Consider the following 22,088-nt stretch of genomic DNA (forward strand, 5'->3'; position numbering starts at 1 on the left):
CGGAGAGCCACCGGCCGGGCCGATCGGCGATGCCCGGAACCCACGAGGTTTCGGGCATCGCTGTTTTCCGGTGTGGGTCAGTCGACCGAAAGAATGTCGCCCACAGAGCAATCCAGTACGCGGCACAGGGCGGTGAGGGTCGAGAAGCGGATCGCGCGGGCGCGTCCGTTCTTGAGTACCGACAGGTTCACCACGCTGACGCCGACCTTGTCGGCCAACTCGGTGAGCGTCATGCCCCGATCGGCCAGCAGCTCGTCGAGATGACACCGGACGGCATGCTCGGTGTCCGGAGGCATCAGACGAGTCCTTCGTTGTCGCGCGCCATGCGGCTGCCGATCCGCAGTACCACGCCCACGGCCGAGATCACCATGCAGAAGACGTAGGCGTACCAGAACTCCGGTCCGAGAGGCGCGTTCGAGAGGACCTCGTTCATGTCCACGTCACGGATCAACATGTTGGTGCCCAGCGTGCGGGGAATCATCGGGACGATGATGGTCGCGATCGCCACCATCGACGTGACCCACACGAGCCGGATGACACCCCGGTCGAACAATCGGCCCCGGACGAATCGCACGACGATCCAGCTCAGCAGGGCCAGGGCTGTCAGGTAACCGAACGTCTGTACCGCCTCCCCGGCGCGGAGGAGGCCGACGCTGACGGGTGAGAGGGTGTCGGTCGGAACGTCGATCACCGTCGTCGAGGTGGTCTGGAGGTCGGTGCCGTTCGGGGTGGACAGCACCGGCGCCGCTGCCGCGTCGTCGAACCGGACCCGCGCGGTCACGATGCCGTCGCCGAGGGAGCTCGCGAGGTCGCGGACATAGGTGAAGAGCACGATCAGTGAGGTCAGCGCGAAGACGGTGAGGGACGCCCGCAGATCGGTGCGGTCCTTCTTCGACGTCTCGGTGGGGGAGAGCGTGTCGGGTTCGGCGCCCGGGCCCTGGGGGCGGTCGGTGTCGTGGGTGGAATTCATGGTCGTCTCCGAACTCGCCGGACGGCGGGGCTATCGATTGTCGATACCATCGATAATCGTTATACCTATCGATAAACGATATGTCCAGAGGTGGGGGCGCCCGCCAGTCCTGCTCGGAGCGGATCAGGGTAGGCGACGCTCGATCGCGTCCCGCGCTGCCAGCGCCTTCGCGCCGTAGTCGGCGAAGAGGTCGGGTGTCAGCCGCGAAGCCGGACCGGAGATGCTGAAGCAACCGCGCACGGTGCCACCGCGCCCACGCAGCGCGACGGCGACGGCGGCGATGCCGTCGTGCAGCCCTTGTTCGGTCACGGCATACCCGCGGGCGCGGATCTCGGCGATCTCCTCGCGCAGCGCCGCCGGTTCGGTGACGGTGCGCTCGGTCAGTGATGGGAGTTCGGTCGCGAGGAAGTCTTCGATCCGTTCGTCGGGCAGCGACGCGAGATAGGCCTTGCCGGTCGACGCGGCGTGGAGGGGAAGGCGCGTGCCGAGGGCGAGGAAGGCGCGCAGCTGATGGGGACTGTCGAGTCGCTCGATCAGGACCAGCTCGTTCCCGTCCGGCACGGCGAGATGGACGGTCTCACCCGTCTCGGCCTGCAGGCGGTTCAGTTCCGGGAGTGCGACCTCGCGTAGGTCGTCGCCGGACGACGTCGCACTGCCCAGGCTGAACGCGCGGCCGGTAATGACCCACTGCCCGGCGTTCGCCGTCGAGGGGCGCAGCCAGCCGGCCTCGGCGAGGGTCCTGAGGCATCGCTGGACGGTGCTCTTGGGGACGTCGAGGCGCTTGCTCAACTCCGACAGCCCGACCGGTTGCGTGGTCGCGACCTCCTCGAACACGCGGAGTGCGGTGAGAACGCTGTTCATCGGAACCTTTCACGCGTCGTTGACGGCAGGCGTCACGGAATATAGGTTGAGCCGGACTGCATCGTAGCACATCGGTCCACAATATGGACCATACGCTGCGCGACACCGTCCGGCAGGACGTCGAGAAGGGACCCACCGATGACCACCATGCCCGTGCCGTTGCTGACCTCGCTCACCGAGTCCGGAGCAGGCGGCGACGACCGCAGTGCCGTCCGAGTCGGAGACGGATCGCTCACCCGTTCCGAACTGATCGCAGCCGCCGCCGCGGTGGCCGACGAGGTCGCCGGTTCCTCGCGGGTCGCCATCGACGCCACCGCGAGCATCGAGACGGTGATCGCCACGACCGGATGCCTCATGGCCGGTGTGGCCGCCGTGCCGGTGCCGCCGGATTCCGGTCCGGCCGAACGCGCGCACATCCTGAAGGACTCGGGTGCGCAGGTGTGGCTCGGCACTGCCCCCGAGGACGTCACCCTGCCCGCGATCCCGGTCGACGCGAACGCGCGCTCGTCGTCCTCGCACGCCGAGGCGGACCCGGGCAGCGCCGCAATGATCATGTACACCTCCGGAACCACCGGTGCCCCCAAGGGAGTCGTGCTCTCGCGGTCCGCCGTGGCGGCCGGCCTCGACGGCCTCGCCGAGGCGTGGAACTGGACGTCCGACGACACTCTCGTCCACGGACTTCCGCTGTTCCACGTCCACGGACTCATCCTCGGCGTCGTCGGTGCGCTCCGGCAGGGCTCGTCGCTCGTGCACACGGTGCGACCGAAGCCCGAAGCCTATGCAGCGGCGGGTGGTTCGCTCTACTTAGGTGTTCCCACCGTGTGGTCGCGGGTCGTCGCCGACGAATCGTCCGCTCGCGCACTGTCGTCCGCACGCCTCCTGGTCTCGGGCAGCGCACCCCTGCCCGTGCCGGTCTTCGAGCGCATGCTCGCCCTCACCGGCTCCGCGCCGATCGAGCGGTACGGAATGAGCGAAACGATCATCACGATCAGCACCCGCCACGACGGTGAGCGCCGGCCCGGCTGGGTGGGACTGCCGATCCAGGGCGTCTCCACCCGCCTGCGCGACCAGGCCGGCAACCTCGTGCCGCACGACGGCGACACCCTCGGCCAGTTGGAGGTGTCCGGCGCGACCCTGTTCGACGGCTACCTCGACAACCCCGAGAAGACCGCCGAGTCGATGACCGAGGACGGCTGGTTCAAGACCGGCGACATCGCCGTGATCGACGACCAGGGTTTCCACCGCATCGTCGGCCGCGAATCGGTCGACATGATCAAGTCCGGCGGCTACCGGATCGGCGCCGGCGAGGTGGAGCATGCGCTGCTGAACCATGCCGGCGTGCAGGAGGCGGCGGTGGTGGGTGTGCCGGACGACGATCTCGGACAGCGGATCGTCGCCTACGTCGTCGGGGATCTCCGTGATCCGGGCGAACTCTCGGACTTCGTCGCGCAGACCCTGTCGATCCACAAGCGCCCCCGCGAGATCCGCACCGTCGACGCTCTTCCGCGCAACGCCATGGGCAAGGTGCAGAAGAAGCTTCTCGTCGAGGACTACCTCGCAGGGAAGTGACCCGGTCTACCCGATCCGGACTTCGTCGCCGACGGTGATGTCGCCGGGAGTCGGGACGGTCGCGTAGACACCGATGCACGGCATCGGCTTGCCCTCCGGCACATTGGGCACCTGATGCGCGGTCATCACCTCACGCAGCATGTCGCGCCGCGCGGGAACCTCCTGATGGGGGAGCGTCACCATGACGCACCGCGCGGTGCGCTTGTGCGGTTCGAGGACTGCCGAGCCCACCGACACCCGTCGGCCGACCCATTCGTCCTCCACGAAACCGGTCGTGTCCGGAGTGTCGACGACCAGCTGCGGCCGGAACCGCCGCAACGCGACATCGGTGGGGTCGCCGGTGCCGAGCGCTTCGACCGCGGAGCGGGAGACGAGATGCAACGGCGCCTCGTCGTAGGTGCGGTCGCGCGGTTCGAGCCGCACGTCGTGACCAACCAGCTTCGACAGCAGGTCGTCGACCTCGGGATCGTCGCCGCGCACCACCGTGCCGTCGGCGAGCGTGAGCTCGAGTGCCGCCGGATCGCGGGGGTCGTCGTCGTTCAGAAGTCGTGCGGAGCAGGTCAACAGCAGTCCGTAGCGTCGGAAACGCTTCGCACTCGCGATGTTTCCGGTTTCGGCGTCGACCAGCGCCCACAGGTGGTCGCCGCGCACACCGTCCGCTTCGATCGCTGCGGCGTCGATCCGTTCTCCTCCGAACGATTTCACCGGATAACGCCACACCTGATCGATACGCACGACTCGTGAGCATACGGGGAACTGGGGAAAATGTTACGTGCGATTCCAACTCGCGGACGAAAACACCCGAGTCTCCGCCATGTTCTTCAACGGCGCATTGCAGATGACCTCACCACTGTTGGAACCGATGAGCGAATCCACCGCACCACTGCTCGCGATCTACCCCAATCGCAGAAACATGAGGTGGACACGTGGATGCTGCGCCGTGCCGCGGTCGATGCACGCCGCCGACTCCCGAAGCTGGATGACCCGAATCCCTCGACCTTGCTGGCTCAACGGAAGCCGGCGTCGCGGCTGACCGCGCTACGCGCTGTCCATGTCCCCGCATCCGAACAGCACGCAGAAAAGGGACGGGACCGACAGGCCTATGACGAACTCCTGCGGTCGCAGCTTGCCCTCGGAGTGCTTCGAAACGCACAAGCCGCAGAAGTCGGCATCGCCCACAAGCCCACCGGACGACTGCTCGATGCATGGTTGGCCGGCCTGCCGTACACCCCACAGGTGCACAGCTGCGGGCGATAGCCGATATCCACACCGACATGACCGCCTCCGGCCGATGAATCGGCTGCTGCAGGGAGACGTCGGCGCCGGAAAGGCCCCCGCCCTGGCAGCCACTGCGTTTGCGTTACTGGTAATCGAAGGCGGCTTTCAGGCGGTCCTCATGGCCCCGACCGATATTCTCGCTCGGCGCAACACTTCGAAGAGATCGCCGAAGCATTACGGCCTCTCGGCGTGACCGTCGACCTGCTGGTGTCCCGGACCTGCCTCTCCCCCGATCGACGCCGGTCGAGTTCGAAACCATCATGACCACACCGGTCGCACAGGCTGCGTGACCGAAACTGTCACCGAATCGTGCAGCAGTCCCCATCGAAGGCCAGCTGTGCGGACAAGGTCCCGATCTCCTCGAGTCAACAGTCGATGACATTCAGAAGAGTACCTCCTCGTAGCTCGTACCCCGGATGCACCGATTCGCTGGCCTGATCGCAGCGAGTTTCGTTGGGTGGCATGGGACGGTGTGTGGGCATGGTTGAGCATCCGACCTCTCGTGTCGGGTTGTTCCACTGGGGCTTTCGCGTTGAGGGTGGGCAGATGTCCTGGGCGTTAGGCGACGATCGGGTGTGCGCGACCGAAGGTGTTGTCGAACAAGTTGTGCCACGCTGTTTCCCACGGCCAGTTCTGCGGGAGGTGCAGCGTCAACCGTCTCGCCGAGGAGGCGACGCGGGCGGGGACCGAGACAATGGTGCGGCGGAGGGTGCCGGTCGTCGCTTTCGTCAGTTTGGGATCGCTGGTGAGGGTCCCGGCGGCGCGGGTGAGGTTGAACGCCATCACCGCGCAGACGAGCCACGCGGCGTTCGCCGGAAACGAGTTCGACGGTAGATGGGCGAGTGCGGAGTTCTTCAGGTCCGCGTGCACCTGCTCGATGATGGCGTGCTGGCGGTGAGTCTTGTCGGCGGCGACGGTATCGAGGTCGTCGGGGTCGGTGGTGGTGAAGAACGCGTGGAACCGCCAGATGTCGAACAACGTGCCCTGACCTTGGTCTTTCTTCGGTCGCAGGTCGGGGATACGCCGCACGACCAACCGTCCCGCAACGTGGTGGGCCTTCTTCTGGGAGGCGAACGCCGTGAACGGGATCTCGGCGACCTCCGCCCGCGAGATCCAGGTGTCGGTGCCCTCGTCGTAGAGGGCGTCGGTGTACTGGATCGGCGTCCACGAGGACTCGTCGTCGCCGATGGAGGCGATCGCACGTTTGATGGTGGAGGTCAGGCGCACGGTCACCGAGACATCGGCGCCGGCGCGGAGCGCGGCCCCGATGGTGGGATAGCCGTAGAAAGCGGAGTCGCCGCGGACCAGGGGCTTCGACGCGCCGTGGCCGTCCGCCCCGCCGGCCTGGGAACGCAGCCGGTCGACGGTGGCCAGCGCATCGGAGACCATCCGGGCGGCCCCGCGTGCGGAGCCGCACGCTCCTCGGCGCAGGCGTTGGCCGACGATCACCGGAGCAGCGGTCTCGGTGGTGACGGTGGCGATGAGGGCGTTGAGTCCGCGCACGCCGGAGTAGCCGTAGCCGGAGCCTTGTTTGCCGTGGCCGTGGACCTCGATGATCGAATCGTCGATATCGACCAGGACTCGCCCGGTGTCGATGCCGGGGACCAGTGGGGTCTTCTCGGCGAGGTTGCCCAGGAACCGCGAGGCGACGGCGTCGAGTTGCCGGACGTGTCCGAAGCTGAACTGGCGAAGAAACGATCCCAGGGTCGACGGTGCATAGGGGCGGTCGAAGACGGTCTCCATCGCCCCGTGCCGCAACAGTGCCAGGTCGGCGATGCTGTCGGCGCCGGCGACCATCCCACCGATCAGGGACCCGACCTTGTAGCCGGCGTTGGCACCTTTGTCGGTCGGCACGCTCAGGTGCTGATCGGCCAGGGTGAGCAGGCCGCTGGCCTGCGCCAACGCCATCACCGGGACCAGCCCCGCGGTCGACATCAGATTCGGGTCGTCGAACCTCGCCGCGGCGACGGGCCGGGTGTGAGATAGTTGCATCTGCGAGATGCCCTCCGGTGTGGTGTGAACTGATCCCTAGACAAGATCGATTCTTCCACTACGGCAGGGCATTTCGTCGTTACGACCCGCTCGCCACCCCAACCGAATCGGTGTATCCGGGCGTACAGGACGGGCCGACTTCGCACCGCTCCGACGACCGGACCAGCTACATCTGCAGCGAGACGAGTCGGGTGTTAGGGTCTGTGACGTCCCCACGGGAGCCCCATTGCAGGGGCTGAGATCGGGCTGAGGCAGCCTGCGACCGTCGAACCTGCCCGGGTAATGCCGGCGAAGGAAGTAGGAACGATTCCGATGAGTGCATCCAATTCGCATGCCCTGAGCTATGTCCACGACGAGGAACACGACCTGCGTGTACCTGTCACAGAGATCCGCTTGAACGACTCTCCCGGCGGGGTGCCGAACCCGCCGCTGCAGGTCTACCGCACTGCAGGTCCCGGTAGCGATCCGCTGGTCGGGCTCCCGCCGACGCGCTCCGACTGGATTGCTGCTCGCGGCGACGTCGAGCACTACCCGGGGCGAGAACGGGATCTGCTCGACGATGGCCGCTCGGCTGTGCGGCGTGGAGAGGCGTCCCAGGAGTGGAAGGGGCCCCGACCTGTCCCGGTGCGAGCGAAGACAGGCCGGACGGTCACGCAGATGCACTATGCCCGGGCGGGGATCATCACCCAGGAAATGCGGTTCGTGGCGCTGCGGGAGAACTGCGACGTGGAACTGGTGCGCTCGGAGGTGGCGGCGGGTCGGGCGATCATCCCCGCCAACGTCAACCACCCCGAGTCCGAGCCGATGATCATCGGCAAGTCCTTCCTGGTGAAGATCAATGCCAACATCGGCAACTCAGCGGTGACCAGCTCCATCGTCGACGAAGTCGACAAGATGCGCTGGGCCACCCGTTGGGGCGCGGACACTGTGATGGACCTGTCCACCGGCGAAGATATCCACACCACCCGAGAATGGATCATTCGCAACTCCCCGGTGCCGATCGGCACGGTGCCGATCTACCAGGCTCTGGAGAAGGTCGCCGGCCAGGCCGATGCGCTGACGTGGGAGATCTTCCGCGACACCGTGATCGAGCAGTGTGAGCAGGGTGTGGACTACATGACCATCCACGCCGGAGTGCTGCTGCGCTACGTACCGCTCACGGCCGAGCGGCTCACCGGCATCGTCTCCCGAGGTGGGTCGATCATGGCCGGTTGGTGCCTCGCCCATCACGAGGAAAATTTTCTCTACACCCACTTCGACGAACTGTGTGAGATCTTCGCCCGCTACGACGTGGCATTTTCCCTCGGGGACGGGCTGCGACCGGGGTCGATCGCCGACGCCAACGACGCCGCGCAGTACGCCGAACTGGACACTCTTGCCGAACTGACCACCCGTGCCTGGGCTCACGACGTTCAGGTGATGGTCGAAGGCCCTGGCCACATCCCGATCCATCGGGTGCGGGAAAATGTGGAGCGTCAACAGAAGTTATGTCATGGAGCGCCTTTCTACACCCTGGGGCCGCTGGTGACCGACATTGCTCCGGGCTACGACCACATCACCTCCGCGATCGGGGCCACCGAGATCGCCCGCCATGGCACCGCGATGCTGTGTTACGTCACCCCGAAGGAGCATCTGGGACTGCCGAATCGGGACGACGTGAAGACCGGGGTCATCACGTACAAGATCGCCGCTCATGCCGCCGACATCGCCAAGGGCCATCCCGGTGCCGTCGAGCGTGACGACGCGTTGTCGAAGGCGCGTTTCGAGTTTCGGTGGCGGGATCAGTTCGCTCTGTCGCTGGATCCGGATACGGCCGAGCAGTTCCATGACGAGACGCTTCCGGCCGAACCGGCCAAGACAGCGCACTTCTGCTCGATGTGTGGGCCGAAGTTCTGCTCGATGCGTATCTCCCAAGACATCCGGACCAGGTTCGGTGACGCCGCCGACCAGGCCGCCGTCGCCGGGATGCAACATATGTCCGACCAGTTCAGGGCCGCCGGCAGCACGGTGTACTTGAACGCGCCCACCGTTCCGGCCCTCGAGGATGTGGCGGGGCACGAGTCGATTGGAGCCGAAACGGGCGGTGTGCCCACGTAAGGAGTCGGGTGAGTTCCCAATGTCGCTGGCGGTCACAGTGCGACGGAGGAAACTCGCCAGCGCTGCATGGCTGGACAATCGTCGACGCTATTGTCTGTCGGCTCCGGATTCGTGCCATGTTGATGTGCGCTGCCTCGAAGGCGTTCGTCGGAGTCGTACCTCGAACGAGGGGTAGTGAGCATCTGTCCCGGTGACATGGGGGCAATGGTGTCGTGCGGCGAGGACGAACTGTTCGAAGGACCCGTCGAGTTCGAGGTGGATCGTGTCGTTTGCGACTACCACACGGTGTGCGTCGAGACCGAGCAGTCGGGCGACGACGAAGGTTGCACTCAAGGTTGCGACATTCCTGGTGATCCCTAGCGGGAGGAGGGATCCGGTGTCGGTGAGGGCTTCGTGTTCGCCGGCTCTGAGGACGAGTCTGGCGTCGGGGTGCACTCCGTGGGCTGCCACGGACACGGCGATGTTGTCACGGTCGTCGGAGCCCACGGCGGCAAGGCATCGGGCCCGGTCGAGGCGGGCGCGTTCGAGGAGGGTTCTGTCGGTACCGTGCCCGACGATGGTGGGAATGTTCAGTGCTCGGGCCAGGCGCAGATTGCGGGCTCGATCGTCGCGTTCGATGGCGACGACGGGAATGCCGAGTTCGCGGAGTTCGAGGCACAACCGGAGACCGACCTGTCCCAATCCGACGACGATGACGTGGTTGCGGCGGGGGAGAACCCGTTGACCGATCAAGCCGATGAGGCTGGTTCCGAGCAGACGTTCGATTATCCCGGCGGTGAACATGGCGGTGAACACGATCGCCGCCAACATCGCCAGAGCCGCGAACACGTCATAGGTGTGGTCGCCGTGTGAGGCCGGTGCGGGACCGACGGTGGCGACGACCTGGACTGCTTCTTTGAGGGACTCGACCCAGTGGTGGCCTTTGCCGACGGTGAGCCATATCCAATCGATCAGGAGGATGGCGAGCAGTCCGATAAGGCCGGTGAGCAGCATGCGGGTGCCGGCGTCGTGGGATCGCAGTGTGCCTACGGAGTGGACGAATCGGCGGCGAATTCTGCTGGTGCGGCTGTGGGGTAGCGGCTGCCAGGTCGGTTGGTCACCGTGGGCCGATTGCCGGAGGACGCGTGTGGTGCCATCGGGCGCGGTGTGCGCGGCGTCGATCGTGGCAGCGATGCACGGGCCGGCCAGGGACGGTGTCGCGAGGTCTGCGGGGGAGGTGACCTGACAGTGGGGAATCAATCGGGTGAGTTGGTTGGCGATGGTGCGATCGAAGACGGTCACGACCATCGGTGTGTGGGGACTGATGTGGGCGATGGCGAGGGCATAACGGACGGCGACCGCGTCGTCGTGGGTGACGACGGCGACCCCGGCCGGGTCGTGCTGGGTGATCTGCAGAAGTTCCGGGTCGTCGGGTGCATCGAGGTGGAGAACATCGAAGTGGCGTTGGGTGAGCGACGCGCACACGAGCCGGGCAACATTCGACGCGCCGATGACAACGAAGGGGGACATCGGGCCGACGCCGATCACCGCACCGGTGCAGGGAACGAGGTGTAGGCAGTGAAGATGCCACCGGAGCCGATATCGGATGTTGGGTCGATCAGCTCCGGCAGCACCGCTTCGAGGCGTATCGGGGCAGCAGCGGTGACACTTGTCTCCGGAGTCGGGGTGGGTACCAGACGAATATTGTTGATCCGCAAAATGTTACTGCCGAGTTCACGTCCGGCGGCGAGAGCGAAGGATTCGATTGCGCCGTCCATGGAGTCTCGCGCCGGTCCTCGATCGGTGTCGGTGATTCTGCGGAGCGTGTCCAGCCCGGTGACGGTGACGATCGATCCGATGCCGCCGGTGCGGTGGAGGGATACTGCAGCACGTCTGGTCGTGTGGAACAACAACGCCATGTGGTCGTAGGTGAACCGGCCCCAGTCGGCGGGGCGGATCTTGCTCAGCGAGTGGCATGCGGTTTCCGGGCCGGGTAGCCATGCGGTGTGCACGAGCGCGTCGATGCCGCCATGTCGTCGCTCGAGGTGGGTGAACATGCTGTCGACGTCGGATTCGAGGGTCAGATCGGCCGCGACCGGATGAGCGATCCCGTCGTCATCGGCGACTCGGCCGGCGAGGTGCTCGGCAGCATCGAGGGTGAAGCTGTGCGTGAACACGTGGTGTCCAGCTGCTGCCAACGTTCGGGCCACGTGGGCGCCTTCGTTCTGTTCGACGCCGGTGACCAGGACACGCAGTGAGGTGGTGGGTAGAGCCAACGGGTGCAGCGACGGTTCGGCGATGCTCATCTGGACTCGTTTCGAGGGTGCCGGGGGCGCGGGGGGAGGAGTTCCGCGCCCCCGGGAATCGGGGTGGGGTGGATGTCTGTCGAGGTCCACGGCCGTGGGATCGTGTGCGGACGAATCGGCGGCCGGCCGAAGGGGGCAGGGCGTCGGCGACCGGGGACCGGTGCGTGCGCGTGCTCAGTGAGAGGTCGGTGACAGCTGTTCCTGTCCGGAGGTTTCGTCGTTGTCGGACAGGTCCTGTCGGTAAGTCTCGCGCATGGCGATCACGCAGACGACGGAGACGGCGCACATTGCGACCATGAACAGCGCCACGGCGACGTACGAGCCGGTGCGATCGAGCAGGTAGGTGGCGACGATCGGTGCGGGAGCGCTCGAGGCGAGGGTGCCGATCGTGTAGCCGAAGGAGATTCCGGTGTAGCGGATGCGGGTGTCGAAGGCTTCGGCGAAGAAGGCTGCGAGGGGACCGTAGGAGGTGGCGAAGGCGAGGCAGAACACCACGAACCCGATCATCGCCAGCGCGAAGGATCCGGAGTTGACCAGCCAGAACCAGGGGAAGGTGAACAGCAGCATGGCGAGAACCCCGGCGAGGAAGACCGGCTTTCGGCCGTAGGCGTCCGACAGCTTGCCGAACAACGGTAGTGCGACGAACGTGACCGCCATGGCGACGAGGACGAGTGTCAGCATCTGGTTTCGGGTGTAGCCGACCTGCGTGACGCCGTAGCTGAGGCCGAATACCGTAGTGCCGTAGAAGGTGACGCCGATGGCGAAGTAGGCACCACAGGTCAGGAGGACCTGCTTGGGGTAGTGGCGAAGGACCACCCCGATGGGCAGCTTCTCCAACTGTGCGTTCTTCTTGACGCGGTCGAAGTTCGGGCTTTCGCCGACATGCAGTCGGACGAACAGGCCGATCGCGACGAATGCGCCGCCGATCAAGAAGGGAATGCGCCATCCCCAGGATTCGAACGCTTCGGGAGACAGTCCGGCCATCAACAGGAAGACCGTGTTACCGAGCATCAGTCCTGCCGGCACGCCCATCTGCACCCAGCTGCCGTAGTAGCCGCGTTTGTCGGCGGGAGCGTGTTCGACGGCCATGAGGATCGCCCCGCCGATCTCACCACCGAGTGCGAGACCCTGCACGAAACGCAAGGTGACGAGGATGATCGGTGCGGCGACGCCGATGGTCTCGTAGCTCGGGAGCAGCCCGACTCCGAGAGTGGTCAAGCCCATGATGGTCAAGGTGATCACGAGCATGGACTTGCGTCCGATCCGGTCACCGAAGTGACCGAACACCACTCCGCCGAGCGGGCGCGCCACGAAGGCGGCAGAGAACGTGGCAAAGGCGAGCAGAGTGCCGATCAGAGAGTCGAACTCGGGGAAGAAGATCTTGTTGAAGACGAGTCCGGCTGCGGTGCCGTAGATGAAGAAGTCGTACCATTCGACTGTTGTGCCGACACCGCTGGCAAAGCCTACTTTCGATGTTTGGGACATTTTGGGCATGTGGGGCCTCCGTTGCCGCGAGCGCGAGATGATTTCTGCGGCTCAATATATGGGTGACCCAGAACACATAACATCTCCATGTGGAGAGGTGGAGTGCGCTCCGGGTATAGCGAATTCGATTCAGAGCAAGCGAAGTTCGTGAGCGCGTGCAATGGCTTCGACGCGATTGCGCGCGTTCAGTTTCTGCATGGCGCTCTGCAGATAGGTCTTCACGGTGTTGCGGGTGAGAGACAGTTCCTGAGCGATTTCGGGATTGCTGTGACCCATGGCCGCAAAACGCAGCACTTCGTACTCGCGCCGGGTCAGGCCGGCCCGGTACAGCGCCTCGGAGGTCACGACTTTTCGTGGTCCCGTCAACCTCGGGTCGACCACCCGGATTCCGCTGGACACACGGTGAATGGCTGTGGCGAAGTCCTGTCCGCTGATGTCCTTGACGAGGCAGCCGTCGGCGCCTGCTTCCATCAGTAGATCGATGGCACCGTGATCGGCGAACGCGGTGAACAGCAGTATCCGCGCGTGCGGCGCAACTCGACGAAGACGCGGAATCAGTTCCGGTGCAGGGATATCGGGGAGCCGAAGATCGAGGAGGATGACGTCGACGGGCAGGGTGCGGGCCAATTCGACCGCGGCAGAGCCGGTCAGTGCACCTCCCACGACTTCGAGGTCGGTGTCCTCGCGGGCGAGTAGTTCCACGCCGCCACGCACGATCGGATGATCGTCGACGACGAGGATGCGGATGGTCTTCGGTGGCGCGGTCATGTGCTCGGTCCCTCCAGAGCGTCTACCCAGCCGCGCACGGTGGTGCCGCTTTCGTCGTCGCTGACCACCGACATGCCGCCCCCGAGCCGCTCGAGGCGCCCTGCAGCCAATCCGAGCCCCAGCTGGCTTCCTCGCATCGGATCGTCGGTGCCGTCGACGCCCCGGCCGTCGTCGCTGATGACGACCGTCACCTTGCCCGACCGCGCCGACAAGCTGACCACCACAGTGGACGCGTCGGCGTGTTTCTCCACGTTGACCAGCGCTTCGCGAACAAGGCGTTGGAGTGCCTCGACGCGGCTGACATCGAGGTCGGGGGATTCGGTCAGTGGCACGAAACGGGCCGGGATACCGGTCCGGAGCGTGAATGCCTGGCAGTCCTCCTCGATGCCGACCGGAAGATTCCGTTCGGGGGGCCGCGCGGTGAGGTCGGTCAGCGATCTGCGGATGGAAGCATTGACGGCGTGTACCTGTTCGGTGATCTCCTGCAGGCGATCGTGGATCGCCTGCGCGTCAGCGAGGGCGCGCAGGCTCTGCAGTTCGGCACCGATCCGGAAAAGGACCGGGCTCACGGAATCGTGTAGGGATTCGGCGAGCCGTTTCCGTTCGGCTTCGAGGGCGAGTTCTGTCTGGGTGGCGGCCCTTTGGGCGCTGAGGAGAGTGACGGCGGCCGTTTCGGCGATTGACTGGATCTCTGCGATGACTCGATCACCGAAGGACGAATATTCGCGGGTGCCGACGTACATGGCGCCGAGTACATGACCTTCATAAGCCATGGGCACGGCAAGCATTCCTCGCAGTGACTCCTGTTCGACGAGCGCGTCGAAGTCGTGGGTGATTCCAGGGTCGGACAGATAGTCCCGTACCCAGACGGGTTGTTGGAGCATGATGCTCTTGCCGCCGAGCCCGATCCCTTCCGGCACCACCAGTCGGTGCAGAGCGTTGCTCTTCGTGCCCTGCCAACTGCGGTGAACCATCACCCCATCGACCTCGACGCGCCCGATGAGCGACATGTCGAAGTCGCCGATCTCCCGGATCCGCTGGCCTGCTGTGGTCATCGCCGACGCTTCGTCGGTCAGAACCAGCAGCTCGGCGCGCGAAAGTGCGAGATTGTCGAGGATCGACGGTTTGAGGTCCGAGTGGGTGAACTCGTGAGCTGCAGTAGGTGTATTTTCCGACACCGGCTTTCCTCGATCTTCTTTCCGGGGTCTCGGGTGACCCGTCATGGTAGTTCGGTCACAACTTCAGCGTATCGGACCGGTTGTTCAGGTTGATCAGGCACTCGAGCAGGAAGTAGTCGCCCCAGATCAGTTCGTTTCGGGTCGCGAAGTCGCGGCGTTTGTCGAAGCAACCGTCCATCAGGATCCCTGCCGGTCTGCTGTCGTGTGGTCCGGTGGGGGTGAGGTGATCGAGGAGTGCCTCGACGTGGGCGACGGCCCGGTCCCGGAAGTCGGTCCGCTCAGGGACGAGCCGATCGAGCTTGAGCAGCGCGGCAGCGGCGATGGCCGTGGCGGAGGTGTCGATCGGTACGTCCGGACCGGTGCCGGCGTCGAAGTCCCAGGACACGACGCCGCCGTTCGGTGTGCGGTCGAGCCACCATTCGGCCAGTCGGACGGCGGTCGGCAGGAAGGACGGCGATGCCCACTGCGCAGCCTGGGCGTATGCCACCATCGCCCACGCCTGTGCCCGGCCCCAGGTACTGTCGGCGTTCATGCCCTTGTGGGTATAGCGATCCAGCAGTGCACCATTGGATGTGTCGAATCGTGCCGACTGACAGACCGAGCCATCGGTGCGGATGCACAGTTCGATGTGCCGCTGCGCGTGGCGGATCGCGGCGTCGAGGAAGCGTGGGTCGCCGGTATGTGCCGAGGCCCACGACAGCAGCGCGACGGTGCCCGGCACGGCGTCGATGTTCGCGGCGCCTTCTCCGACCGCCTCTGCTTCTTCTGCTTCTGCTCCGAGTGGGATGATGCCGGCGCGATCGTTGAAGCTGGTGAGCAGGCCGTGGGCACCTGCCAGAGCGGTCTGCGCCGCGTCGTCGCTTCCGGTGACGAGGTGGTTGACTGCGGCCCCGTACCAGAAGAGGAAGCCGCGGAATGCGGTGTCGGAATTCTGCCGGGGCAGGATCTGCGCGGTGATGTCGTCGGCGAGGTGCGCCAGGCGCTTGTCACCCGAGGCGGCGAAGCCGAGTGCGGCCAGGCCACCCCAGAATCCTCCCGTCCAGTTTCCGTCGGCGGTGGTGGTCCATTCGCCGGATTCGATGTCGCCGTAGTGCGGGAAGGTGCCGTCGGTCTGCTTGGCGGTCGAGTCGATCCGCTCGAGCATCGCCTCGATCGCCGCGGTGTACCGGGAGTTGGTCACGACCGGCCTCCGGTGGTGAGGACCGACTTGAGCGTGCGCCCGTCCCGCATATCGGCCATGGCATCGTCCGCCTCGGTGAGCGGGTATTCGGTGACCATCGACGCGAGATCGAAGTGGGCGGTCAGCCGGGGGAGGGATTCGACGTATTCGAGGTGGTTCTGCGGAGAGAACGCCCAGCTTCCCAGCACCTGCAGCTGCTTTTTGGTGATGTAGTGGGGGTTGATCGGAGTGGTGCCGTGGTCGGTGTACTGCCCGACGACGAGGTACTTGCCGCCGCGGCGGGCGAGGTCGATGCCTTCGGCTACTGCGGTCGGGACGCCGGTGGCCTCGATGACGACGTCGGCGCCGCGCCCGTCCGGTGTGTGCGCGAGGATCCGTTCCAGACGGGCCTCTTGATCGGTCTCGGTGAAGATGTCGATGTGGATGTCGCCGATGCCGGCGGCCTGCGCGACCTCGAGACGGTTGGCCGGCCCGCCGACGATGATCACTTTCGCCGCGCCGGCGAGTGTGGCGTACATGGCGCAGGCCAGACCGACCGGTCCGCTGCCCTGGACCACGACGACATCACCTGTCTGCGGCTTGGCGATATCGTTCACGGCGTGCACGGCCGTCGGGCCGGCGCAGCCGAGTGCGATCACCTGCTGCGGGGTCACCGAGGACGGGATGCGGATGATCGTCGAGCCGGGCTGGAGGTAGATCTGTTCGGACCACCCACCCGACAGATGGGGCCAGTCGGCCGACGACTGGTTGATGCCGTACACCTTGCGGGTCTCGCACAGCGACGGTTCGTGCTGGTCCTGGCAGTAGTAGCAGTGCCCGCACGGGATGTTGGACGCCCATGAGATCGCGTCCCCGACGTGCAGTTGCTCGCCCCGGGCATCGGTGGTGACTCCCTCGCCGAGGGCGTGTACGCGACCGACCGCCTCGTGTCCGAGGATGAGCGGTACCGGAATGGGCAGGCGACCTTGCTGCAGGTGGATGTCGGTTCCGCAGATTCCCGCGTGCGTGACGTCGACGACGACCGCGCCGGCATCGGGGGTCACGCGCGGAAACGTCGTCGCGGTCATGGTCTGTCCGAAGCCTTCGAGCACCATCGCGGTGGCGGTGCCGGTGGTCGGGCTCGTCGGGTCCGTCTGCATCGCATTACTCATCGGATCACTCCCTTATTGCGCAAGGTCTGGACATCGGACTCGGAGATACCGAGCTCATGGAGGATTTCGTCGGCATGTTCACTGACCGCCGGCACCCCACGGTGCACCTGGGCGGGGGTGCGGGACAACGTGACAGGGTTGCCCATCAACCGGGTGGTGCGCACACCCTCGATCTCGACGTCGACGAGCGTGCCGTTGTGCCGCGTCTGGGGATGATCGAGCGCTTCTTGCAGGGTGAGCAGCGGTGCGCACAGCAGATCGACCCCGTCGAACAACTCTGCCGCCTCGGCGGTGCTCAACTGTGCGACCAGCGGACGCAGAACCGCGTTGGCGGCCTCTTTGTTCTCTGCCTGGAGCTGTGGTGTGGCGAACGTCGGCTGGACGGACAGATCGTCGATGTCGAGAGCTTTGCATGCCAGACCCAGAGCGTTCTCGCGGAACAGGCCGAGTACCAAGAGCAGACCGTCGGTCGTTTCGAAGATGCCGCTGTACCAGTCGCTGACCCAGTTGGTCTCGCGCTGGTACGCCAGCAGTGTGGAGCTTTCGAGAGTCTGCAGGGCCAGTGCTGTATCGAAGAGGTTGACGCTGACCTTCTGGCCGCGGCCGGAGCGCTCGCGTTCGAACAGTGCTGCCAAGATTCCCTGGGCGAGGGCCATACCCGAGGCGTAGTCCACGGTCGGTACCGGATGTACGTATGCCGAGATCGACGGGTCGCCGCACGCGCGTGCCATTCCGCTCAGTGCCTGCGCGAGCATGTCCTGGCCTGCTTTGTGGGCGTATGGCCCGGTCTCGCCGAATCCGGTCGCAGTGCCGTAGACGAGCCGAGGATAGCGCTCGTGCAGATCGTCGTAGGTCAAGCCCAGTCGTTCGACTGCCGCGGTCCGGTAGCTGTGGATGAGAACATCCGCCTCCGCGAGGAGCTGATGGAGAATGTCCTGCCCCTCAGAGGTTTTCAGGTTCAGTGCGATGCTGCGCTTGTTGCGGTTGACCGCGGCGAAGTAGGCACTGGGGCGACCTTCGTCGAGTGACTCGCGATCGAGGCCTCGCAGCATGTCTCCGTTGACACCGCGCTCGACCTTGATCACTTCGGCGCCGAGGTCGCCGAGAACCTGCGCGGCCACGGGCGCCTGCATGATCTCGCCGAGGTCGAGGACCCGGATGCCGCTCAGCGCTTGTTGTTGCTGGGGGTGGTGCACGGTGCGCCTACTTTCCGTATACCGACTTGGCGATGATGAGTCGCTGGATCTGGTTGGTGCCCTCGTAGATCTGGGTGATCTTGGCGTCGCGCATCATCCGCTCGACCGGATAATCACGGACATAGCCGTATCCGCCGTGCAGTTGGAGCGCATCGGTGGTCACCGACATGGCGGTGTCGCTGCACAGCAGCTTCGCCATGGCCGCCTTCGTCCGTCCCGCCGGTTCCCCGTCGTCGATGAGACGGGCTGCGTCGTACAGCAGCGTGCGGGCCGACTCGATCTTGACGGCCATATCGGCGACCATGCCGCGCAGAAGCTGGAAGCGGGAGATGGACTGGCCGAACTGCTCGCGGTCGGTCGTGTACGACACGGCGGCATCGAATGCGCCCTGTGCGATGCCGAGAGCCTGCGCGGCGATGAGTGCCCGGCTGACGTTCAGTTCCTCGGAGATGTACGCGAACCCCTGGTAGGGGTCGTTGACGACCCGGACGGCGGGCAGTCGGCACTCGTCGAAGTTCACGTCGGTCGTGGGGCTGCCGCGCATACCCATCTTCTTCTCGGGAGCGCCGAAACTGACGCCGGCGTCGTCCTTGTGCACCATGAAGATGCCGAGTGACTTCTCTCCGGTCTTCGCCAGCACGGCGTACCAGTCGGCCCACGGCGCATTGCTGATGAACCGCTTCTGACCGTTGAGGATCCAGTCGGACCCATCCTGGGTTGCGGTCGTTGCGATCGCCGACAGGTCCGAGCCCACGCGCGGCTCGGTCATGCACCATGCGGCGCCGGCGGCGCCCGATGCGACGTTCGGTACCACCAGTTGCTTGAGTTCGTCGGAGCCTTGACGGAGCACGGTGGAGGTGCCGGCCCAGTTGACCAGCATGACCAGTGCCGTGCTTGCACAGGACGCTGCGACTTCTTCTACAGCGATGACCTGGGCGAGCAGGTCGGCTCCACTGCCGCCGAGGCTCTCGGGGTAGGCGAGTCCGGGCAGGTCGTTGCTGCGCAGGGCTGCCCAGGATTCCGAGGGGAAACGTTCCTTGTCGTCCACATCGGCGGCGTGCGGTGCGATCTTGGTCTGCGCGAGTTTGCGGACGCTCTCGCGGAATTCGCGATACTCGATACTCATGAATTACTCCTGGTCTGTGTGGGGAAGGTGATGATTCGGAAGTTCGACGGTCACAGTGGGGGCCAGCTCAGACCCGTCACGGACGAGGGGATACCGGCTGCGGCCGCCCGGTGGGCGAGGTCTTCGGCGACACCGGCACGGCGCAGCACTTCCTCGGTCTTGACGTGGGTGTCGGTGGCGCGCCGTGTCGGGCCGTCGGAGAACACCGGGACCACGGGGACCGAATCCAGTGCGAAGTCCGGGTCCCGGGCGACGATCTGATCGAAGGTGGCGAGTTCGTGCGGTTCGAGTACCGGTGTCACGCAGGCATCGACATCGGCGAACACTGTGGTCCACTCCGCCATCGTCTTCGTCTCGAATGCTGTGGTCAGTGACTTTTCGATGTGGTCCCAGGTGGACTCGTCGAAATGGTTCGGAACGGCACCGAGGTCGAGGGTGGTCCACAACCGTTCGAAGAAGGCGGTCTCGAGGGCCCCGACTGCGACGTAGCGATCGTCGGAGCAGCGGTAGCACCGATAGAACGGCATCGATCCGGTCAGTACGCCGTGTCCACGTCCGGGCAGCGTCGGCGTCTGCCAATCGACGAAGTTCATTCCCATCATCGACAGCACGCCGTCGACCATGGCGGCATCGATGTACCGGCCTTTGCCTGTACGCGTGCGGTCGTAGAGGGCGGACATGATGCCGAATGCCGACAGCAATCCGCCGCCTGCGAAGTCGGCGACCAGGTTCAGCGGCAGTGTCGGCGGGTGATCCGAGGGGCCGAAGGTCCCGAGGGCACCGGCGATGGCCAGGTAGTTGATGTCGTGCCCGGCGCGCTGCGCCATGGGCCCGTTCTGGCCGTAGCCCGTCACGCTGCAGTAGACGAGTCCGGGATTGAGGGCCGACAGTTCCGCGTAGCCGGCGCCCAGCTTGTCTGCCACTCCGGGGCGGAATCCTTCCATGAAGACGTCGGCTTCCGAAACGAGGGTGTGCAGGGCGTCGAGGCCGTCGGCGGTCTTGAGATCGAGCGAGATGAATTCCTTGCCTCGCGACAGCGCGGGCACCGGAAGCCCGGAACGACCACCACCGATTGCGATCACTTCTGCGCCGAGGTCCGCGAGCAGCATGCTCGCGTACGGTCCGGGCGCCAGACGTGTCATATCCAGTACCCGAACCCCCGCGAGTGGTCCTGTCGTTGCGGTCATCGTCGTCCTCCAAAGTCATCCGGTATCTCGTGTGATGCCCATCCTGGAGGCGGTGACTGCACTCACACCATCTCCATGTGGAGATGTCGCATCACATCGGTTCTCCCGCACACTGAGATCCACACACTCAGCACGGAATGCTCCGAATTCGACAGGACAGCAATGGAAACCACTGCGACAGACACTCTTCTCGACACCTCCGCGCAGGATTACGAGCGGATTCTCGACGCCGCCGAGGCCGCCGCGGCGGCTCTTGCTCGTACGGACCTGCACGAGCGAGCGCACCTTCTGCGGTCGGTGGCCGATGCGCTCGACGCCACAGCGTCGGAACTGGTGCCGCTGGCGGCCGCCGACAGTTCACTGCCCGAGCCGCGCCTGCGCGGCGAAGTCACGCGGACGACGACGCAGCTGCGGATGTTCGCCGAGGTCGTCGAGGAGGGCTCCTGGCTGGAAGCGATCATCGACACGGCCGATCCGGATGCGCACCCTGCTCCGCGTCCCGATCTGCGCCGGATGCTCGTACCCACCGGACCTGTCGCAGTGTTCGGTGCGAGCAACTTTCCGTTCGCATTCGGACTCGGCGGCGGAGACACTGCTTCGGCATTGGCTGCCGGCTGCCCCGTCGTGGCGAAAGCCCACCCTGCTCAGCCGCGATTGACCGCCGCTTATGCGCGGGCGATCGACGAGGGACTGCGGGCGGGCGGCGCCCCGGACGGCACCTTCGGGGTTGTGCAGGGCGCCGAGATCGGACGTCAGCTCGTCCAGGATCGGCGTATCACCGCCGTCGGGTTCACCGGCTCGACATCGGGTGGCCGTGCGCTGGCCGATCTGGCAGCCGGTCGCCCGGATCCCATCCCGTTCTACGGTGAGCTCGGCAGCACCAATCCGGTGTTCGTGACACCTGCGGCCGCCGAGGACCGGTCGGGCAAGATCGCCGGTGAGTTCCTCGAATCGTTGCTGCTCGGCGCGGGGCAGTTCTGCACCAAGCCGGGGCTGCTGTTCGTTCCCGAGCAGAGTTCGATCGAGTGGCTCGTTCGAACCGCGGTCGCGGATGATTCGTTCCGTCTGCTGCACGCAGGGATCCGGCAGTCGTTTCTCGAGGTGTCCCAGCAGATCCTCGACCATCCCGAGGTCCGGCCGGTGGCAGTGCCCGAGCAGAGTGGTCTGGACGAACTGTCGGTGCGGCCGGTCATCGGCGTGACCGACGCTCGGGCACTGCGTCGAAACCCTCAGGACCTGCTCGAAGAATGCTTCGGTCCGTTCGGGCTGATCGTGACCTACGCATCGATCGAGGAGCTGTACGCGGCGATGGCTGTCCTGCCGGGCACGTTGACAGCGACCGTCCACGGAACCGATGACGATCCCGATGCTGCGGGACTGCTCGGTGCGCTTGCGCGCCGTGCGGGGCGCGTCATCTGGAATGGATGGCCCACCGGTGTGGCCGTGGGCTGGGCTCAGCACCACGGTGGTCCCTACCCGGCCACCAACTCGGTACACACCTCCGTCGGAGCGACCGCGATTCGGCGGTTCCTGCGTCCGGTCGCCTACCAGTCGGTGCCCGAAGCGAACCTGCCGTCCGCTCTCGTCGATGCGAACCCGTGGGGTATCCCCCGCCGGGTGAACGGCCGGCTGTCGTAGGGCCACCGGTGCTCGCGATGTCGCCTCGGTTCGGACTGGGTGCGCAGAGGACTACGTCTGTTGCGTGGCTTCGGACCGGGTTTGTATGTGGCGTTGTGTCACACGACCTTCCGGACCGGCGCGGGTA

Annotated in this window: 18 protein-coding genes and 1 riboswitch; of the genes, 3 read left to right on the forward strand and 15 right to left on the reverse strand. The window is 65.6% G+C overall.

Annotated elements, in window-relative coordinates; translation table 11 throughout:
- Positions 1-77: 77 nt before the first annotated feature.
- The 3 genes from BO226_RS21955 to BO226_RS21965 form a co-directional block, all read right to left on the reverse strand.
- Positions 78-296: a helix-turn-helix domain-containing protein gene (locus tag BO226_RS21955; protein WP_024102285.1), complete on the reverse strand. Its 219-nt coding sequence runs from the start codon at positions 294-296 to the stop codon at positions 78-80.
- Positions 296-970 carry a hypothetical protein gene (locus BO226_RS21960; protein ID WP_071936068.1) on the reverse strand — a complete coding sequence of 225 codons (675 nt, stop codon included), beginning with the start codon at positions 968-970 and terminating at the stop codon, positions 296-298. Before BO226_RS21960 ends, BO226_RS21955 begins: the two co-directional genes overlap by 1 nt.
- 123 nt (positions 971-1,093) lie before the next feature.
- Positions 1,094-1,831: an IclR family transcriptional regulator gene (locus tag BO226_RS21965; RefSeq protein WP_071936069.1), complete on the reverse strand. Its 738-nt coding sequence runs from the start codon at positions 1,829-1,831 to the stop codon at positions 1,094-1,096.
- 147 nt (positions 1,832-1,978) lie between these two features.
- Here BO226_RS21965 and BO226_RS21970 point away from each other — a divergent pair, with 147 nt between their 5' ends.
- Positions 1,979-3,400 carry an acyl-CoA synthetase gene (locus BO226_RS21970; RefSeq protein WP_387398157.1) on the forward strand — a complete coding sequence of 474 codons (1,422 nt, stop codon included), beginning with the start codon at positions 1,979-1,981 and terminating at the stop codon, positions 3,398-3,400.
- Positions 3,401-3,406: 6 nt separating this feature from the next.
- Here BO226_RS21970 and BO226_RS21975 read toward each other — a convergent pair whose 3' ends face one another.
- Entirely contained in the window at positions 3,407-4,135 is a 729-nt protein-coding gene (locus BO226_RS21975; protein WP_071936071.1) for an MOSC domain-containing protein, read from the reverse strand.
- 1,101 nt (positions 4,136-5,236) lie between these two features.
- Entirely contained in the window at positions 5,237-6,670 is a 1,434-nt protein-coding gene (locus BO226_RS21985) for an IS1380 family transposase (protein WP_071935986.1), read from the reverse strand.
- Positions 6,671-6,874: 204 nt separating this feature from the next.
- Positions 6,875-6,984, forward strand: a riboswitch (TPP riboswitch).
- Between BO226_RS21985 and thiC the strand changes: the two genes are divergently transcribed.
- Positions 6,983-8,767 carry a phosphomethylpyrimidine synthase ThiC gene (gene thiC / locus BO226_RS21990; RefSeq protein WP_071936528.1) on the forward strand — a complete coding sequence of 595 codons (1,785 nt, stop codon included), beginning with the start codon at positions 6,983-6,985 and terminating at the stop codon, positions 8,765-8,767. (Overlaps the previous riboswitch by 2 nt.)
- An 87-nt stretch (positions 8,768-8,854) precedes the next feature.
- Here the strand turns inward: thiC and BO226_RS21995 are convergent, their stop codons facing one another.
- The 10 genes from BO226_RS21995 to BO226_RS22040 form a co-directional block, all read right to left on the reverse strand.
- Positions 8,855-10,276, reverse strand: a complete 1,422-nt coding sequence (locus tag BO226_RS21995) for a potassium channel family protein (RefSeq protein ID WP_232238008.1) — start codon at positions 10,274-10,276, stop codon at positions 8,855-8,857.
- 14 nt (positions 10,277-10,290) lie between these two features.
- Entirely contained in the window at positions 10,291-11,052 is a 762-nt protein-coding gene (locus BO226_RS22000) for an SDR family oxidoreductase (protein WP_071936072.1), read from the reverse strand.
- Between the two features lie 174 nt (positions 11,053-11,226).
- Positions 11,227-12,546: an MFS transporter gene (locus BO226_RS22005; protein WP_170318517.1), complete on the reverse strand. Its 1,320-nt coding sequence runs from the start codon at positions 12,544-12,546 to the stop codon at positions 11,227-11,229.
- Between the two features lie 120 nt (positions 12,547-12,666).
- Entirely contained in the window at positions 12,667-13,305 is a 639-nt protein-coding gene (locus BO226_RS22010; protein WP_019288290.1) for a response regulator, read from the reverse strand.
- Positions 13,302-14,483 carry a GAF domain-containing sensor histidine kinase gene (locus tag BO226_RS22015; RefSeq protein WP_024102243.1) on the reverse strand — a complete coding sequence of 394 codons (1,182 nt, stop codon included), beginning with the start codon at positions 14,481-14,483 and terminating at the stop codon, positions 13,302-13,304. Before BO226_RS22015 ends, BO226_RS22010 begins: the two co-directional genes overlap by 4 nt.
- A gap of 55 nt (positions 14,484-14,538) precedes the next feature.
- Positions 14,539-15,663 carry a glycoside hydrolase family 88 protein gene (locus tag BO226_RS22020; RefSeq protein ID WP_006552212.1) on the reverse strand — a complete coding sequence of 375 codons (1,125 nt, stop codon included), beginning with the start codon at positions 15,661-15,663 and terminating at the stop codon, positions 14,539-14,541.
- A complete protein-coding gene (locus BO226_RS22025) occupies positions 15,660-16,814 on the reverse strand; it encodes a zinc-binding dehydrogenase (protein ID WP_071936073.1) in 1,155 nt (384 codons plus the stop codon). Before BO226_RS22025 ends, BO226_RS22020 begins: the two co-directional genes overlap by 4 nt.
- Positions 16,811-17,947 (reverse strand): CaiB/BaiF CoA transferase family protein, encoded by a 1,137-nt coding sequence (locus tag BO226_RS22030; protein ID WP_051121615.1) that lies wholly within the window; start codon positions 17,945-17,947, stop codon positions 16,811-16,813. The genes BO226_RS22025 and BO226_RS22030 overlap by 4 nt, the downstream gene beginning before the upstream one ends.
- A 70-nt stretch (positions 17,948-18,017) precedes the next feature.
- Entirely contained in the window at positions 18,018-19,136 is a 1,119-nt protein-coding gene (locus BO226_RS22035) for an acyl-CoA dehydrogenase family protein (protein WP_006552209.1), read from the reverse strand.
- Between the two features lie 50 nt (positions 19,137-19,186).
- Positions 19,187-20,278 (reverse strand): CaiB/BaiF CoA transferase family protein, encoded by a 1,092-nt coding sequence (locus tag BO226_RS22040; protein ID WP_019288294.1) that lies wholly within the window; start codon positions 20,276-20,278, stop codon positions 19,187-19,189.
- Between the two features lie 207 nt (positions 20,279-20,485).
- Between BO226_RS22040 and BO226_RS22045 the strand changes: the two genes are divergently transcribed.
- Positions 20,486-21,961 carry an aldehyde dehydrogenase (NADP(+)) gene (locus BO226_RS22045; RefSeq protein WP_071936075.1) on the forward strand — a complete coding sequence of 492 codons (1,476 nt, stop codon included), beginning with the start codon at positions 20,486-20,488 and terminating at the stop codon, positions 21,959-21,961.
- The last annotated feature ends 127 nt before the right edge of the window (positions 21,962-22,088 follow it).

The organism is Rhodococcus sp. 2G, assembly GCF_001886355.1.
Taxonomy (GTDB): Bacteria; Actinomycetota; Actinomycetes; order Mycobacteriales; family Mycobacteriaceae; genus Rhodococcus; species Rhodococcus pyridinivorans.

What these genes read in the sequence shown, in the direction of transcription:
- BO226_RS21955 (WP_024102285.1), bottom strand. Translation starts at nt 296, where the DNA reads ATGCCTCCGGACACCGAGCATGCCGTCCGGTGTCATCTCGACGAGCTG.
- BO226_RS21960 (WP_071936068.1), bottom strand. Translation starts at nt 970, where the DNA reads ATGAATTCCACCCACGACACCGACCGCCCCCAGGGCCCGGGCGCCGAA.
- BO226_RS21965 (WP_071936069.1), bottom strand. Translation starts at nt 1,831, where the DNA reads ATGAACAGCGTTCTCACCGCACTCCGCGTGTTCGAGGAGGTCGCGACC.
- BO226_RS21970 (WP_387398157.1), top strand. Translation starts at nt 1,979, where the DNA reads ATGCCCGTGCCGTTGCTGACCTCGCTCACCGAGTCCGGAGCAGGCGGC.
- BO226_RS21985 (WP_071935986.1), bottom strand. Translation starts at nt 6,670, where the DNA reads ATGCAACTATCTCACACCCGGCCCGTCGCCGCGGCGAGGTTCGACGAC.
- thiC (WP_071936528.1), top strand. Translation starts at nt 6,983, where the DNA reads ATGAGTGCATCCAATTCGCATGCCCTGAGCTATGTCCACGACGAGGAA.
- BO226_RS21995 (WP_232238008.1), bottom strand. Translation starts at nt 10,276, where the DNA reads ATGTCCCCCTTCGTTGTCATCGGCGCGTCGAATGTTGCCCGGCTCGTG.
- BO226_RS22000 (WP_071936072.1), bottom strand. Translation starts at nt 11,052, where the DNA reads ATGAGCATCGCCGAACCGTCGCTGCACCCGTTGGCTCTACCCACCACC.
- BO226_RS22005 (WP_170318517.1), bottom strand. Translation starts at nt 12,546, where the DNA reads ATGCCCAAAATGTCCCAAACATCGAAAGTAGGCTTTGCCAGCGGTGTC.
- BO226_RS22010 (WP_019288290.1), bottom strand. Translation starts at nt 13,305, where the DNA reads ATGACCGCGCCACCGAAGACCATCCGCATCCTCGTCGTCGACGATCAT.
- BO226_RS22025 (WP_071936073.1), bottom strand. Translation starts at nt 16,814, where the DNA reads ATGAGTAATGCGATGCAGACGGACCCGACGAGCCCGACCACCGGCACC.
- BO226_RS22030 (WP_051121615.1), bottom strand. Translation starts at nt 17,947, where the DNA reads ATGCAGGCGCCCGTGGCCGCGCAGGTTCTCGGCGACCTCGGCGCCGAA.
- BO226_RS22035 (WP_006552209.1), bottom strand. Translation starts at nt 19,136, where the DNA reads ATGAGTATCGAGTATCGCGAATTCCGCGAGAGCGTCCGCAAACTCGCG.
- BO226_RS22040 (WP_019288294.1), bottom strand. Translation starts at nt 20,278, where the DNA reads ATGACACGTCTGGCGCCCGGACCGTACGCGAGCATGCTGCTCGCGGAC.
- BO226_RS22045 (WP_071936075.1), top strand. Translation starts at nt 20,486, where the DNA reads ATGGAAACCACTGCGACAGACACTCTTCTCGACACCTCCGCGCAGGAT.